This is a genomic window from Micromonospora sp. DT229 (assembly GCF_049844505.1).
Classification (GTDB): Bacteria; Actinomycetota; Actinomycetes; order Mycobacteriales; family Micromonosporaceae; genus Micromonospora.
Window position 1 is genome coordinate 53,158 of the sequence record NZ_JBNCLD010000022.1, and the last position, 15,663, is coordinate 68,820.

Annotated in this window: 11 protein-coding genes; 4 read left to right on the forward strand and 7 right to left on the reverse strand. The window is 70.9% G+C overall.

All coding sequences use genetic code 11. The features are described 5' to 3' along the window. Positions 1–59 precede the first annotated feature (59 nt). Positions 60–1,997: an excinuclease ABC subunit UvrC gene (uvrC, locus tag ACLQ2T_RS25725; protein ID WP_425768933.1), complete on the reverse strand. Its 1,938-nt coding sequence runs from the start codon at positions 1,995–1,997 to the stop codon at positions 60–62. 193 nt (positions 1,998–2,190) lie between these two features. Here uvrC and ACLQ2T_RS25730 point away from each other — a divergent pair, with 193 nt between their 5' ends. Then, positions 2,191–5,454, forward strand: coding sequence for a penicillin acylase family protein (locus tag ACLQ2T_RS25730; RefSeq protein WP_425768934.1), 3,264 nt, complete (start codon positions 2,191–2,193; stop codon positions 5,452–5,454). Positions 5,455–5,548: 94 nt separating this feature from the next. Here ACLQ2T_RS25730 and ACLQ2T_RS25735 read toward each other — a convergent pair whose 3' ends face one another. The 3 genes from ACLQ2T_RS25735 to rsgA all read right to left on the reverse strand — a co-directional run bounded on the left by ACLQ2T_RS25735 (position 5,549) and on the right by rsgA (position 10,577). Beyond that, entirely contained in the window at positions 5,549–6,025 is a 477-nt protein-coding gene (locus ACLQ2T_RS25735; RefSeq protein WP_425768935.1) for a Rieske (2Fe-2S) protein, read from the reverse strand. Positions 6,026–6,144: 119 nt separating this feature from the next. Beyond that, positions 6,145–9,204 carry an excinuclease ABC subunit UvrA gene (gene uvrA / locus ACLQ2T_RS25740; RefSeq protein WP_425768936.1) on the reverse strand — a complete coding sequence of 1,020 codons (3,060 nt, stop codon included), beginning with the start codon at positions 9,202–9,204 and terminating at the stop codon, positions 6,145–6,147. Positions 9,205–9,563: 359 nt separating this feature from the next. Then, on the reverse strand, positions 9,564–10,577 hold the full coding sequence (rsgA, locus tag ACLQ2T_RS25745; RefSeq protein WP_425768937.1) for a ribosome small subunit-dependent GTPase A: 1,014 nt from the start codon (positions 10,575–10,577) through the stop codon (positions 9,564–9,566). Between the two features lie 167 nt (positions 10,578–10,744). Here rsgA and ACLQ2T_RS25750 point away from each other — a divergent pair, with 167 nt between their 5' ends. Further along, positions 10,745–11,461: a maleylpyruvate isomerase family mycothiol-dependent enzyme gene (locus ACLQ2T_RS25750; RefSeq protein WP_425768938.1), complete on the forward strand. Its 717-nt coding sequence runs from the start codon at positions 10,745–10,747 to the stop codon at positions 11,459–11,461. A gap of 6 nt (positions 11,462–11,467) precedes the next feature. After that, positions 11,468–12,121, forward strand: coding sequence for an MBL fold metallo-hydrolase (locus ACLQ2T_RS25755; protein WP_425768939.1), 654 nt, complete (start codon positions 11,468–11,470; stop codon positions 12,119–12,121). 18 nt (positions 12,122–12,139) lie between these two features. Here the strand turns inward: ACLQ2T_RS25755 and ACLQ2T_RS25760 are convergent, their stop codons facing one another. Beyond that, positions 12,140–12,748 carry a DedA family protein gene (locus ACLQ2T_RS25760; RefSeq protein ID WP_425768940.1) on the reverse strand — a complete coding sequence of 203 codons (609 nt, stop codon included), beginning with the start codon at positions 12,746–12,748 and terminating at the stop codon, positions 12,140–12,142. Positions 12,749–12,985: 237 nt separating this feature from the next. On the opposite strand from ACLQ2T_RS25760, the gene ACLQ2T_RS25765 reads away from it, so the two are divergent. Beyond that, positions 12,986–13,189, forward strand: a complete 204-nt coding sequence (locus ACLQ2T_RS25765) for a cold-shock protein (RefSeq protein WP_327024961.1) — start codon at positions 12,986–12,988, stop codon at positions 13,187–13,189. A gap of 101 nt (positions 13,190–13,290) precedes the next feature. On the opposite strand, the gene ACLQ2T_RS25770 is transcribed toward ACLQ2T_RS25765, so the two are convergent. After that, positions 13,291–14,973, reverse strand: a complete 1,683-nt coding sequence (locus ACLQ2T_RS25770) for a CocE/NonD family hydrolase (protein ID WP_425768941.1) — start codon at positions 14,971–14,973, stop codon at positions 13,291–13,293. A gap of 6 nt (positions 14,974–14,979) precedes the next feature. Next, positions 14,980–15,498: a MarR family winged helix-turn-helix transcriptional regulator gene (locus tag ACLQ2T_RS25775; protein ID WP_425768955.1), complete on the reverse strand. Its 519-nt coding sequence runs from the start codon at positions 15,496–15,498 to the stop codon at positions 14,980–14,982. Positions 15,499–15,663: the final 165 nt, after the last annotated feature.

Genomic DNA, 15,663 nt, shown 5'->3' on the forward strand with positions numbered 1-15,663 from the left:
GCGAGGGCGAGCAGCAGCTGCTCACAGGCACCGGGCGCGGGCCGCCGCCACGTCGGCGGTTAGTCGGTGGACGGTGCCTTGTCGCCGTTGAGGGCGGACAGGATCGCCTGGGCGGTGCGGGGGCCGATGCCGGGGACTTCGGTGATCTCCTCGACGGTGGCCGCCGAGAGGCGCTTGAGCGAGCCGAAGTGGCGCAGCAGGGCCTTGCGGCGAACATCGCCCAGGCCGGGGATGTCGTCCAGGAGGGATGCGGTCATCCGCTTGGAGCGGCGTTGCCGGTGGAAGGTGATGGCGAAGCGGTGCGCCTCGTCGCGTACCCGTTGCAGCAGGTAGAGCCCCTCTGAGGTGCGCGGCAGGATGACCGGGAAGTCGTCGTCGGGCAGCCACACCTCCTCCAACCGCTTGGCCAGGCCGCACAGGGCCACGTCGTCGATGCCCAGCTCGGCCAGGGCCTGGGCGGCGGCGGCCACCTGGGGGGCGCCGCCGTCGACCACCACCAACTGCGGGGGGTAGGCGAACTTGCGCGGGCGGCCGGTGGTCGGGTCGACGCCGGGGCGGTCCGGGTCGGCGGCGGTCTCCTCACCGATCTCGCCGGTCTCGGCGCGTACGTCGAGGTAGCGGGCGAAGCGGCGGCGCAGCACCTCGGACATCGCCGACAGGTCGTCCGTGGCTCCCCGGATGATGAACCGGCGGTACTCGCTCTTGCGGGGTAGGCCGTCCTCGAAGACGACCATGCTGGCCACCACGTCGCTGCCCTGGATCTGGGAGATGTCGAAACACTCGATGCGCAGGGGTGCCGTCCGCATCCCGAGCGCCTCGGTGATCTCGTCCAGGGCCTTGCTGCGGGTGGTCAGGTCACCGGCCCGCTTGAGCTTGTGCCGGGCCAGGGCGTCCTTGGCGTTGCGCTCCACCGTCTCCAGCAGGGCACGCTTGTCCCCACGCTGGGGCACCCGCAGGCTGACCCGGCTGCCCCGGTGGGTGGCCAGCCAGTCGGTCAGGGCCTCGGCGTCGGCCGGCAACTCCGGCACCAGCAGCTCGCGCGGCACATCGGCCTCGCCGCTCTCACCCCCGTAGACCTGGGTGCAGAAATGGTGCACCAGATCACCCGTGGTGAGGTCTTCGGTCTTCTCCACCACCCAGCCGCGCTGGCCCCGCACCCGGCCGCTGCGGACGTGGAAGACCTGCACCGCGGCCTCCAGGGGGTCGTCGGCGAAGGCGACCACGTCGGCGTCCGTACCGTCGCCGAGCACCACGGTCTGCTTCTCCATCGCCCGGCGCAGGGCGGCGACGTCGTCGCGGAGTCGGGCCGCCCGCTCGAACTCCAGCTCCGCGCTGGCCTGGGCCATCTCGCGTTCCAGCCGGCGCACCATGGTGTCGGTGCGCCCGGCCATGAAGTCGCAGAAGCCGTCGACGATCTCGCGGTGCTGCTCGGCGGTGACGCTGCCGACGCAGGGGGCGGAGCACTTGCCGATGTAGCCGAGCAGGCAGGGTCGGCCGACCTGACCGGCCCGCTTGAACACCCCGGCCGAACAGGTCCGCGCCGGGAAGACCCGCAGCAGCAGGTCGAGGGTCTCGCGGATCGCCCAGGCATGGGAGTACGGCCCGAAGTAGCGCACCCCCTTGCGCTTGGCCCCGCGCATCACCTGCAACCTCGGGTATTCCTCGTCGAGGGTGACCGCCAGGTAGGGGTAGGACTTGTCGTCGCGGTAGCGGACGTTGAACCTCGGGTCGTACTGCTTGATCCAGGTGTATTCGAGCTGGAGGGCCTCGACCTCCGTGCCGACGGTGACCCAGTCGACCGATTCGGCCGTGGTGACCATCTGCCGGGTCCGCTCGTGCAGCCCCAGCAGGTCGGCGAAGTAGGAGTTGAGGCGGCTGCGCAGGTTCTTCGCCTTGCCGACGTAGATCACCCGACCGGTGCCGTCACGGAACCGGTAGACCCCCGGGGACTCCGGGATGGTGCCGGGGGCGGGGCGGTAGGTCGACGGATCAGCCACCCTTCGAGCCTAGTCGCCGCCCCCGACAGCCCGAATCGTCCCTGGTCGACGCCTTCCTGCCCGAGCGAGCCCGACAGGGTAGACCATCCCGATTGACGTCTTCCAATATTGACCGGTCCGGCCTACCATCCAGTAACCGAATGTTCTTCATGTAATGATCCCGTCCGATGGCCCCCGTCCACAGAGGATCGCCATGACTGGTCACACCGCCACCCGCCGGCTGTTCGCCGGGGCGACCGGCGCCATCGCCGTCGCCGCCCTGCTGGTCGCCGTCCCGACCAGCGCCACCGCCACCGCCCCCACCACCGCAGCGCCGGCGACCAGCACCCTCGCGGTGAATGTCGCCAGCGCCTTCGCCGGCAACGACTACTGCCTCGGCGAATGCTCGGAGATCCTGCCGCCGGGCCAGAACGGCAACGCCACACTGGTCGAGATCCTCGGCAACCAGGCCTTCGGCACCCTGCCCCGGCACTCCGCCGACCAACTCGACAAGTACGCCAACCTGGTTTACGGCTACGCCGGACTGCGCGAGGACAAGGTCGGCGAGTTCTTCCACGACGCCGCCTTCGGGGTCGCCCCCAACCAGGTCGAACGCGACTACTCCCCGCGCTCGGACGTACGCATCGTGCGGGACAAGGCCACCGGGGTACCGCACATCACCGGCACCACCCGGTCCGGCACCATGTACGGCGCCGGTTACGCCGGGGCCGAGGACCGGCTGTTCACCATGGACCTGCTCCGCCACGTCGGCCGGGGCACCCTGACCTCCTTCGCCGGTGGCGCCCCCGGCAACCGCGCCCTGGAACAGAGCGTCTGGCGTACCTCCCCCTACACCGAGGCCGACCTGGCCGCCCAGGTCGAGGCGCTGCGGCACAAGGGTGGGGCCCGCGGCGAGCAGCTCTACACCGATGTGCAGGAGTACATCGCCGGCATCAACGCCTACATCCGCACCTGCATGTCCGGCCGCAACTGCCCCGGCGAGTACGTGCTGACCGGCCACCTCGACGCGATCACCAACGCCGGTGGACCGAAGCCGTTCACCATGACCGACCTGATCGCCATCGCCGGGGTGGTCGGCGGTCTGTTCGGCGGCGGAGGCGGCAACGAGATGCAGTCCGCCCTGGTCCGCATCGCCGCCCGCGCCAAGTACGGTCCGGTCGAGGGCGACCGGGTGTGGAACGGCTTCCGGGGCCAGAACGACCCGGAGACCGTGCTGACCCTGCACGACGGGCAGAGCTTCCCGTACGGTGCCGCCTCCCCCGACGCCCCCAGCGTGGTGCTGCCCGACGCGGGCTCCGCCCGGGTCGAGCCGGTCGTCACCGACCCCACCGGCTCCGCCACCACCGCCGGCACCAACAGTTCCTCGGAACTGGCCGCCGCGCTGTCCGGGCTTACCATCACCCCGGCCAACCGGGGCATGTCCAACGCGGCGGTGATCTCCGCCGAGCACTCCGCCACCGGCCACCCGATCGCGATGTTCGGGCCGCAGACCGGCTACTTCTCCCCGCAACTGCTGATGGTCCAGGAGTTGCAGGGCCCCGGCATCAGTGCCCGGGGAGCCGCCTTCGCCGGGCTGAACCTGTACGTGCTGCTCGGCCGGGGTCAGGATTACGCCTGGAGCGCCACCTCCGCCATCCACGACATCACCGACACGTACGCGGTGCCGCTGTGCGTGCCCGGCGGCGGTACGCCCACCCTGGCCGGCAATCACTACCTGTTCCGGGGCCAGTGCCTGGCGATGGAGGAGCTGTCCCACGTCAACCGGTGGAGCCCCACCGTGGCCGACAGCACCCCGGCCGGGTCGTACAGGCTGGTGGCCTGGCGGACCAAGCTGGGCCTGGTGGCCTGGCGCGGCACGGTGGGCGGGGTCCCGCACGCCTTCACCCAGCTGCGTTCCACCTACGGCCGGGAGGCCGACTCGGCGATCGGGTTCCAGATGTTCAACGACCCGACCCAGATGGGCACCGCCTCGGCGTTCCTGGAGTCGGCCCACAACGTCGAGTACGCCTTCAACTGGTTCTATGTCAACTCCACCCAGTCGGCGTACTTCAACTCCGGGCTCAACCCGGTGCGGGCCGCCGGCAGCAACCCGAACCTGCCGATGAAGGCCGAGCGGGCCTACGAGTGGCAGGACTTCGACCCGGACACCCGCACCGCCCGGTACGCCCCGCGCTCGGCCCACCCCCAGTCGATCGACCAGGACTACTACATCAGCTGGAACAACAAGCAGGCCAAGGACTTCGGGGCGGCCGACGGCAACTTCAGCTTCGGCGCCGTGCACCGGGGTGACCTGCTGGACAAGCCGGTGAAGGCGGCCATCGCGGCGGGCCGCAAGTTCGACCGAGGCTCGCTCACCGAGTTGGTGCAGCGGGCCGGGCTGACCGACCTGCGCGGCGCGGAGGTGCTCGACGAGCTGATCCGGGTGCTGGAGAGCCGGCCGGTCACCGACACCGCCCTGGCGGCCGAGATCAGCCGGCTGAAGGCGTGGCGGCAGGCCGGGGCGCTGCGGGTGGAGACCGCCAAGGGCAGCAAGGTGTACCAGCACGCCGAGGCGATCCGCACCTTCGACGCCTGGTGGCCCCTGCTGGTCCGGGGGATGTTCCGGGAACCGCTCGGCCCGGACCTCTACCAGTCCCTGATCAACACCCTGCCGATCAACGAGTCGCCCTCCGGTCTTCAGCAGGGTGACGTGTCGAACCTGCCCTCCTCGGCCAACGGGGCGCAGACCCACAAGGGTTCGGCCTTCCAGTACGGCTGGTGGGGCTACGTCGACAAGGATCTGCGGGCCGTTCTCGGTGACCCGGTCGCCGGTGGCCCGGGGCGTACCTTCTGCGGCGCGGGCGACCTGGGTGCCTGCCGGCAGATCCTGCTGGACACCCTGCGCACGGCGGCGGCCACCCCGGCCACCACGACCTACCCGGGTGACGCCAGTTGTGCCGCCGGGGACCAGTGGTGCGCGGACGCGATCATCCAGTCCCCGCTGGGCGGCATCAAGCACGCCACCATCGCCTGGCAGAACCGGCCCACCTACCAGCAGGTGGTCTCGTTCCCGGCCCGCCGCGGCGCCGACCTGACCAACCTGGCCGCCGGGCGGCCGGTGAGCGCCTCCAGCAGCCAACTCGGCAACGGCGCCGCCCGCGCCGTGGACGGGAACCTGGGTACCCGGTGGGCCAGTTCCTGGTCGGACAACCAGTGGATCCGGGTGGACCTGGGCAGCGTGCGGCAGGTCGGCCGGGTGGTGCTGGCCTGGGAGGCGGCGTACGCCCGGTCGTACCGGGTCGAGGTCTCGGCCGACGGGAACACCTGGCGGTCGGTCTGGTCGACCACCGCGGGCGACGGCGGCACCGATGTGGTGGCCTTCACCCCCCAGCAGGCCCGCTACGTACGGATGACCGGCCTGACCCGCGCCACCTCCTACGGCTTCTCCCTGTGGGAGCTGTCCGTGTACGCCCACTGAGCGCGACCGGCCGTGGCCGGGGGCAACCCTGGCCACGGCCGCTGGATCCGCACTCTTGAGCCGGTGGGTCGTCGACGGCCCACCGGCCGGCGTTTCAGGCCAGGGAGATCCGGTCGCCGGAGACCTTGACCTCCTTGGCGGCCAGCGGGGCCTGGGCGGGACCGGACTGGACCGAGCCGTCGTCGATCGAGAACCGGCTGTTGTGGCAGACACAGTTGATCGTGCCGCCCTCGACCGTCGTCACGTTGCACCCCTGGTGGGGGCACTTGGGGTCGAAGCCGCGGAACTCCCCCGGCGAGGGCTGGGTGATCACGATCCCCGGGGCGGACAGGATGGCACCCCCACCGACCGGGATGTCGCTGGTCCGGGCCAGGGACTGGCTGTCCTGCCGGTCACCTCCGCCCGCGTCGCCGGTGTTCGTCACCTGCGGACCCGGGCTGGTGGTCGCCGCGCCCTCGTCGTCCCCGCCGCCGCAGGCGGCCAGCATCGCCGCCGCGCCGGCCGCACCCGCACCGGCCAGCAGGGCCCGCCGTGTCCGTACCGGCCCGGCCGCCACCTGGTCGTCAGTCATCCCGCACCCTCCTCGGCTACCACCGTGCATGATTCGTGCTCAGGTTTTCCCAACCCGCACCACTCTGCCTGGCGGTTCACCCGATCGGCCACCCGGCGGTGCCCACGCCGAGCATCCGGTCAGCCGGCCGCGACGCTCTTGCGCCCGGCCCGTGCCTTGGTCCCGGCCGCCTTGGTCCCGGTCGCCTTGGTGCCGGTGCTCTTGGTCCCGGCCGCCTTGGCCTCGGTCGCCTTGGTCCCGGTCGCCTTGGTGCCGGTGCTCTTGGTCCCGGTGCTCTTGGTGCCGTTCGCCTTGGCCGCGCGGGCGGTGGCCGCCGCCGCGCCCCGGGCCGTGCCGTCGAGCTTGAGCACGGTACGCAGGAACTGCCCGGTGTGGCTCTCGACGACCTCGGCGACCTCCTCCGGGGTGCCGGTGGCCAGCACGGTGCCGCCCCGGTGACCACCCTCGGGGCCCATGTCGATCAGCCAGTCGGCGCTCTTGATCACGTCGAGGTTGTGCTCGATGGTGATCACCGTGTTGCCCTTGTCGACCAGCCCCTCCAAGACCATCAGCAGCTTGCGGATGTCCTCGAAGTGCAGACCGGTGGTCGGCTCGTCGAGCACGTACACCGTCCGTCCGGTGGAGCGCTTCTGCAACTCGGAGGCGAGCTTGACCCGCTGCGCCTCACCTCCGGACAGGGTCGGCGCGGGCTGGCCCAGCCGTACGTAGCCCAGGCCCACGTCGACCAGGGTCTTGAGGTGCCGGTGGATGGCCGGGATGGCGGAGAAGAACTCCGCCGCCTCCTCGATCGGCATCTCCAGTACGTCCGAGACGGTCTTGCCCTTGTAGTGCACCTCCAGGGTCTCCCGGTTGTACCGGGCGCCCTTGCAGACCTCGCACGGCACGTACACGTCCGGCAGGAAGTTCATCTCGATCTTGATGGTGCCGTCCCCGGAGCAGGCCTCACAGCGGCCACCCTTGACGTTGAAGGAGAACCGGCCCGGCCCGTACCCCCGCACCTTGGCCTCGGTGGTCTCGGCGAACAACTTGCGGACGTGGTCCCAGACCCCGGTGTAGGTGGCCGGGTTGGACCGGGGGGTACGCCCGATCGGGGACTGGTCGACGCCGACGACCTTGTCCACGTTCTCCAGCCCGGAGACCCGGGTGTGCCGGCCGGGCACCAGCCGGGCGCCGTTGATCTGGTTGGCCAGTACGGCGTACAGGATGTCGTTGACCAGCGTCGACTTGCCGGAGCCGCTGACCCCGGTCACCGCGATCAACTGGCCCAGCGGGAAGCTCACCGTCAGGTTGCGCAGGTTGTGCTCCCGGGCACCGTGCACCACCAGCTCCCGGCCCAGGGTCTGTGGCCGCCGACCCTTCGGGGTCGGGATCTCCCGGCGACCGGACAGGTAGGCCCCGGTGATCGACTCCGGATTCTCCAGCAGGGCCGGTACCGAGCCGCTGTGCACGATCTGCCCACCGTGCTCCCCCGCGCCCGGCCCGATGTCGACGATCCAGTCGGCGGTGCGGATGGTGTCCTCGTCGTGCTCCACCACGATCAGGGTGTTGCCCAGCCCACGCAGCCGGACCAGGGTCTCGATCAGCCGGTGGTTGTCGCGCTGGTGCAGCCCGATGGAGGGCTCGTCCAGCACGTACAGCACACCGACCAGACCGGAGCCGATCTGGGTGGCCAGCCGGATGCGCTGCGCCTCCCCACCGGACAGGGTGCCGGCGGGGCGGTCCAGGGAGAGGTAGTCCAGGCCGACGTCGAGCAGGAACCGCAGCCGGGCGTTGATCTCCTTGAGCACCCGCTCGGCGATCAACTTCTGCCGGTCGTTCAACTCGATGCCAGCCAGCAGGTCGGCGCACTCACCGACGGACAGGTTGCACACCTCGGCGATGCTGCGCCCGGCCAGGGTGACGGCGAGCACCTCGGGCTTGAGCCGGGCACCGCCACAGGCGGCACACGGCACGTCGCGCATGTAGCCCTCGTACTTCTCCCGCGACCACTCGCTCTCGGTGTCGGAGTGCCGGCGCTCGATCCACTGCACCACGCCCTCGAAGCCGGTGTAGTACGAGCGCTCCCGGCCGTACTTGTTGCGGTAGCGCACGTGCACCTGGTCGCCGGAGCCGTGCAGGATGGTCTTCTGCGCCCGGGACGGCAACGCCCGCCAGGGGGTGTCGATGTCGAAGTGCTCGGCCTCGCCTAGGGCCTCCAGCAGGCGCAGGAAGTATTCCAGGTTGTGGCCGGTGGCCCAGGGCTGGATCGCCCCCTCACGCAGGGTGCGTTCCGGGTCGGGGATGAGCAGCTCCGGGTCGACCTCCTTCTTGGTGCCCAGGCCGGTGCACTCCGGGCAGGCACCGTACGGGGCGTTGAAGGAGAAGACCCGGGGCTCCAGGTCCTCGATCGCCAGGGGGTGGTCGTTGGGGCAGGCCAGGTGCTCGGAGTAGCGGCGTTCCCGGTCCGGGTCGTCCTCGGGCACGTCGACGAAGTCGAGCAGGACCAGACCGCCGGAGAGCCCCAGCGCCGCCTCGACGGAGTCGGTCAGCCGCTGCTTGGCGCTGGGCTTGACGCTGAGCCGGTCGATCACCACCTCGATGGTGTGTTTCTCCTGCTTCTTGAGCTTCGGCGGGTCGGTGAGCTGGTGCACCACCCCGTCGACCCGGGCCCGCGCGTACCCCTTGGCCTGGAGTTCGCCGAACAGGTCGACGTACTCGCCCTTGCGACCGCGTACCACCGGGGCCAACACCATGAACCGGGTGCCCTCGGCCATCGCGAGGACCCGGTCGACGATCTGCTGGGGGCTCTGCTTGGAGATCCGCTCACCGCAGACCGGACAGTGCGGCTCCCCGATCCGGGCGAACAGCAACCGCAGGTAGTCGTAGACCTCGGTGATGGTGCCGACGGTGGAGCGGGGGTTGCGCGAGGTCGACTTCTGGTCGATCGACACCGCCGGGCTCAGGCCCTCGATGAAGTCGACGTCCGGTTTGTCCATCTGGCCGAGGAACTGCCGGGCGTACGACGACAGCGACTCGACGTACCGGCGCTGCCCTTCGGCGAAGATCGTGTCGAAGGCCAGGCTCGACTTGCCCGACCCGGACAGCCCGGTGAACACGATCAGGGCGTCCCGAGGGAGGTCGAGGCTGACGTCACGCAGGTTGTGCTCACGTGCGCCACGAATGATCAGACGGTCGGCCACGGTCGATGTGCTCCCGGGTGAGGATGACGAGGAGGATCTGTCCGCTTCGGGGTCTACCCAGCGGTTGTGCCGGCGCGGAGAAGGCGCCCCGGCAACTGTAGACCCGCCCTACGACAACCACCCCCCGCCACACATCCCACTCCCCACTCCCCACTCCCCCGCCCTCTCACCTCCGCGCCCACCCCTGCACCCTCACCCCCGCCCTCACCCCCGCCCTCCACCCCGTCGATCTTGCACTTTCCGTCGGGACATAACTGCCTATAAGCCGCATTAAGGCGACCAAAAGTGCAAGATCGACGGGGCGAGGGGCGAGGGGGTGAGGTGTGAGAGGGGTGGGAGGGGCGAGGGGGTGGAGTGGGTCAGTGGGGGCGGCGGGGGTGGGTGGTGCGGCGGTGGGTTTCGTGGGTCATCTCGCGGTGGAGGCGGCGCCAGTTCTGCCAGCGGCGGGTGGAGAGGTCGCCGCTGACCAGGGCGGCCTGCACGGCGCACCCGGGCTCGGCGTCGTGGCCGCAGTCGCCGTACCGGCAGCCGACGGCGAGGTCGGCGATGTCGCTGAAGGCCCGGTCCAGGCCGGCCGCGCCGTCGAGCAGACCGACCGCCCGTACCCCCGGGGTGTCCAGCACGGTGCCGCCTCCGGGCAGCGGCACCAAGGCCCGCCAGGTGGTGGTGTGTCGGCCCTTGCCGTCCACCCCTCGGATCGACTGGATCGGCATGACCACGGCCCCGACCAGCGCGTTGACCAGGCTCGACTTGCCGGAGCCGGAGGGCCCCAGCAGGCCCAGGGTCGCACCCGGGGCCACCTCGGCGCGCAACCGTGCCAGCCCGCTGCCCGTCTCGGCGCTGACCGGCAGCACCGGCACCCCGGGGGCCAGGGCCGCCAACTGGTCGGCCACCGCCGCCGGGTCGGCGGCCAGATCGGTCTTGGTGAGTACGACCAGGGGTCGGGCGCCCGACTCGTGCACCAGGGAGAGCAGCCGCTCGATGCGGGCGGCGTTCGGCGTGGGGTGCACCGGCTCCACCACGGCGGCGACGTCCAGGTTGGCGGCCAGCAGTTGACCGCTGGCGTCCTTGCCGGCGGTGCGCCGGATCAGGGCGGTACGCCGGGGCAGCACCCCCTCCACGGTCACCCGCGCGTCGGGCCAGGTGCCCAGCAGCACCCAGTCACCCACACCGGGCAGTCGGGTGGGATCGCCGACGGCGGCGGCCAGGACGGCACCGCCGCAGGAGGCGCGGATCGGCCCCTGCTGGGTGAGTACGGTGCAGAACCCCCGGTCGACCCGGGCCACCCGGCCCGGACGGTGCGGGGTGTGGATACGACTCAGGTACGCCGCTCGGTCGGTGTCCCAACCCAGGGCGGTAAGGGTGATGTTCACGTCTCCTCGTTCAGGGTCGCTGCGGGTGATTCGGCTGTGCGGTGACCGGCATGACCACCACCTCCTCCGCTCCGGCGCCGCGAACCTCCTCACGGTAGGAGGGGTGGCGCCGACCCGGTAGCGAATTCCCCGGCGACTCGACCGGCACGGCGGGCTAGGGTCGAACCGTGACCCGGGATCCCCTGCTGTTGAGCGGTGACGTGGACGACGCCACGACGCGCCTGCTGCGCACGGCGGCACGCTTCGACGCCACCGATCTGGCGCAGGACTGCCTGCTGCCGGGGTGGACCCGCGGGCACCTGCTGGCCCACCTGTCCCGCAACGCCGACGCCCTGGTCAACGCCCTCACCTCGGCCCGCACCGGCGACCTCGTCCCGATGTATCCCAGTGACGAGGCCCGGGCCGCCGACATCGAGGCCGGGGCCTCCCGCTCACCCCAGGAGCACCTGGACGATCTGCGCCGCAGCGCCGACCGGTACGCCGAGGCGGTCGCCGCCATGCCGGTGCCGGCCTGGTCGGCCACCGTGCAGACCCGGCGTGGTCCCCTGCCGGCCGCCGCGCTCGTCTGGCGTCGGCTGCGGGAACTGGAGGTCCACCATGTGGACCTGGCCGCCGGTTACCGCCCACCGGACTGGTCACCGAGCTTCGCTCACCGGCTGCTGCACGAGGTGGTCACCGATCTCGGCGACCGCGACGGGATGCCGCCGCTGGTGCTGCACTTCGACGGCGGCAGTCACGAACTCGTCATCGGTGACCGGGCCCAGGCGCCGGTCGTCTCCGGTCCGGCGGCCGAGGTGGCCGCGTGGTTGACCGGCCGCAGCCCAGGTACCACCCTGACCGTCACCCCCGATGGTCAGCTACCCGACCCACCGGAATGGATCTAGCCAGAGATGACCTACGACGGAGCAGTCACCCCCGGCGGCCCACCAGCGGTACGCGAACTCGACCGGCTGACCATCACCAAGGTGTCGGTCGGGCCGATGGACAACAACGCGTACCTGCTGCGCTGCCGTGACACCGGTGAGCAGGTGCTGATCGACGCGGCCAACGAGGCACCCCGGCTGCTGGAACTGATCGGCGACGCCGGGCTGACCGCGGTGGTCACCACCCACCAGCACATGGACCACTGGGTGGGGCTGGAGGAGGTCGTCGCCAAGACCGGTGCCCGCGCGCTGGTGCACGCCGACGACGCGGCCGGGTTGCCGATCGAGGCGCAGACCCTGGCCGACGGCGACACCGTTGCGGTCGGCGACTGTGCCCTGGAGGTCATCCACATCAAGGGGCACACCCCGGGCTCGGTGGCGCTGCTCTACCGCGACCCGGCCGGCATCCCTCACCTTTTCACCGGGGACAGTCTCTTCCCGGGTGGCGTCGGCAACACCGACCAGGATCCGGAACGCTTCGCCTCCCTCATCGACGACGTGGAGCACAAGCTGTTCGACCGGCTGCCGGACGAGACCTGGTTCTACCCGGGCCACGGGCGGGACTCCACCCTGGGTGCGGAGCGCCCCCAACTGGGTGAATGGCGAGCCCGGGGCTGGTGACCGGGGGGTGGTCGGAGGTCAGCCGGTCACCGCACGCAGCCGGCGCCGGGTGCCGAGCAGCACCACCGCGGCCAGCACCAGACCTCCGACCATCGTGACCAGCAGCGGGCTCGTACCGCTGGGCAGCAGCCCGACCAGCGACCGCGAGGCGGTGCCCACCGCCAGGTAGAGACCGGCCCAGGCGCCCGCGCCGAGGGCCGCGAACCCGAGAAACCGTGGGTACGACATACGCAGGCCGCCCGCCGCCAGCGGCAGCAGCGCGTTGAACACCGGCAGGAAGGGCGCCACCAGCACCAGTCGACCGCCGTTGCGGCGCAGGATGCGTTCGGCCGCCACCCAGCGGGGCTCGCCGACCCAGGCACCGAACCGGCTGTGCCGCAGCCACTCGCCCCAACGCCGGCCGACGAGGAAGGTCAGGGACCAGCCCACCAGGCATCCGGTGACCACGGCGACGAAGGTCGCCAGGCCGGTGCTGGGCGTTCCGACGGCCACCGCGGCGAGCACCGCCACGTCACCGGGGACCAGGACCCCGAACAGCGGCACCGCGTCGAAGAGCATGACCACCCCGAGCAGAGCCATCAGCCCGGCGATGGGTAACTCTCCTACCCGGGCCAGCTCGTCTACCATGCCTCATACGCTATGGCCTGATGACCACCACGGACATCAGGTTTCCACCCGACATCGCCCCGAGTCACCTCCGGAGCCTCCCTGAACCCCTCGGGGAGCGTGATTGTGCCGACGGCTCGCCGTCACCTCAGGCGCTTCACCCGGCAAATCTGCATTTCACCGGCTAATGTCGGGAAGGTATCGGACGATCACCGGCATGTGACCGGCGGTCGTCTGCTGGACAGGGAGAGAGAACGCATGGCAACCGGCACCGTGAAGTGGTTCAACTCGGAAAAAGGCTTCGGATTCATCGAGCAGGACGGCGGCGGCCCCGACGTGTTCGTCCATTACTCGGCGATCGCCAGCAGTGGCTATCGGGAGCTGAACGAGGGTCAGAAGGTTGAGTTCGACGTGACCCAGGGACAGAAGGGTCCGCAGGCGGACAACGTCCGTCCGCTGTAACCGGTGTCGGTGGCGGCGGTCGGGATCGACCGCCGCCACCCGTAACCCGAGTTTTCCGGCGGCCCGAAATCGGGCGCACCGTGCGGGCGATCCCGGATGCCCTATCCGCCGGTCGAAGGCTGTGCGGCGGAGTGGACGATCGGGAGGAGCACTGCGGAGGGACGCTCCGGATCGTGCAGGATCTCCCGATAACCACCCCGCAAGGTGACGGCCGCGCCGAGGGGTTCGCCGGTGCCCGGGTTGCGGGCGTACCTGGGATGGGCCCCGCCGGAGACCTGGAGCCGCAGCCGGTGCCCCACGGCGAACCGGTGGGCTACCGGCCACATCTGCACCGTGACCGCCACCGTGCCGGAGCCGTCGGCCGGCAACCGCTGTGGATCGACCCGGACCAGGCCGTCACAGATGTTCCAGGACCGCCCCTGCCGGTCCGCGTCGCACAGTCGCACGAAGACGTCGAAGTAGTCGAGTTCACTGCGTACGTGGATCTGTGCGCGTACCGGCCCGATCACCTGCACCGGGCTGGTCAACGACTCGCTGGTCCAGGTCAACACGTCTGGTCGGGCCTCCACGGGCCGGTTGTCGACCGCTCCGGCCCGTTGGGCCACCAGCAGCGGGCCCCCCAGGGAGGGGGTCGGATCCGCCGGGTCGTAGAAGAAACCCTCCGGCGAGGACGGCACCGGCGGGCAGGTACGCAGGGCCGAGTGTGGATGCAGATACCAGTTGGTGGCCTGCGCCGGGGGCGGCCAGTCCGGCAGGTCACGCCAACCGCCACCGACCCCACCGACGTGTACCCGCACCGGGCCGTCCGTCGGCTGCGCGGCGCCTCGGTCGGTGCCGTCGGCCGGCAGGTGGGTGCCGAGCCAGCCCAGGCCCTCGCGCAGGGCCGCGACGTACAGTCCGGGGCTGCCGTGGGTCCACGGCCCGATGATCAGCCGGGGCTGGGCGCCCCGGGCCCGCAACGCGGTGTAGTCGCTCAACTGGGCCGGCAGGAAGATGTCGTGCCAGCCGCTGATCATCGCCACCGGTGCCCGCACCAGGTCCAGCCGGTCGTCGAAGACCCGGGTACGCCAGTAGTCCGCCTGCGGGGTGTGGTGGCGCAGCCACTGCTGGAAGAACGGGACGGTGACCCCGGTGGCCACCCGGTCGGCCTCGACCAGCGGCAGGTGGGACAGGGCGGCGAGCAGTCGGGGCTGGCCCCGTTTGAGTTCCCACTGCCGGGCCAGCCACGGCACGGTCTGCGCCTGAAGCAACTCCACCCAGGTCAGGACGGTGTCCAGGGCGAAGGACTCCCCGGCGTAGGTGGAGTCCCGGGTGGAGGAGGCGGTGGCCACCGCGACCATGGCCCGCAGTTCCTCACCCGCGTCGGCGGCCAGGGCCCACTGCACGAAGCCCTGATAGCTGGCGCCGAACATGCCGAAGGCGCCGCACCACCACCGTTGTCGGCGCAGCCAGTCGAGGGTGTCCAGCCCGTCCTCGCGCTCGTGGACGAAGGGATCGAAGACCCTGCCGGAGCCGCCGGTGCCCCGACAGGACTGGATGACCACATGGAATCCCTGCTCGGCGGCGATCCGGCAGAGCAACCGCATCGGTCCGCCCCGGCCGTACGGGGTCCGGATCAGCACGGTGGGGGCCTGGGCCAGAGCGGGGGCGTAGTGGTCGGTGCGCAGGATCGCCCCGTCCCTGGCCCGGACCGGGATGTCCCGGGTGACGGTGATCCTTCGGGTACGGGCCCGGGGCAGCCGCAACGCGACCCCGGCGAGTCGGGAGGCCAGTCGTTCCAGCACGGGCGGTCAACCCGCCCGATGCCGCGGGGGTGGGGTGGGCCGGGCGTCGCGAACCGCGTCGCGGTGTTCCCGCAGGGACACCCCCATGGCGGTGATGAACCGGTACACGATTTCCAACTCCTCGTCCTGGAACTCGTCCATCACCACGTCGGTGCGCTGACCGAGGGGACGGAAGAAGTCTCGGGCCACCGTGGCGCCCTGCTCCGCGTAGTGCAGCAGCACCTTGCGCCGGTCGGTGGTGTCCCGGTCGCGCCGCAGGTGCCCGGCCCGCTCCAGCCGGTCGATCAGGGCGGTTACGGAGCCCGAGGAGAGGTCCAGGTGCTCGGCCAGTCGACCGGGGGTGATCGGCTCGCCGGACAGCTCGGCGTCCATCACGGCGATCAACGCTTGCAGGTCGGTGCCGTTGAGGCCGTGTTGACCGGCGAAGGCGTGCCCGACGTGCTGGGCCTCCACGCAGTAGCGCCGCAACTCGGCGGTGATCTCCGCGACCAACATCTCCCGCCGGGTGTCACGCCGCCGGTACATCCCGTGCCCTGCCACGTCCCGCCGCTTCCTCCCGAGGTTTCCGGATGCGCAGCATAGCTCAGCCCGCAACATCTCTCGACAGCCAAGATACTCGAAGAACGAGAGCTGTTGCGCGTTGTTTCTTGATAAGCAAGAATCTCGACAATCAAACTATCGGCTCCCTCG

Coding starts and splice junctions, on each gene's coding strand:
- ACLQ2T_RS25735 (WP_425768935.1), bottom strand. CDS start 6,025: ATGACTGACGACCAGGTGGCGGCCGGGCCGGTACGGACACGGCGGGCC.
- ACLQ2T_RS25775 (WP_425768955.1), bottom strand. CDS start 15,498: ATGTACCGGCGGCGTGACACCCGGCGGGAGATGTTGGTCGCGGAGATC.
- ACLQ2T_RS25730 (WP_425768934.1), top strand. CDS start 2,191: ATGACTGGTCACACCGCCACCCGCCGGCTGTTCGCCGGGGCGACCGGC.
- ACLQ2T_RS25765 (WP_327024961.1), top strand. CDS start 12,986: ATGGCAACCGGCACCGTGAAGTGGTTCAACTCGGAAAAAGGCTTCGGA.
- ACLQ2T_RS25760 (WP_425768940.1), bottom strand. CDS start 12,748: ATGGTAGACGAGCTGGCCCGGGTAGGAGAGTTACCCATCGCCGGGCTG.
- ACLQ2T_RS25755 (WP_425768939.1), top strand. CDS start 11,468: ATGACCTACGACGGAGCAGTCACCCCCGGCGGCCCACCAGCGGTACGC.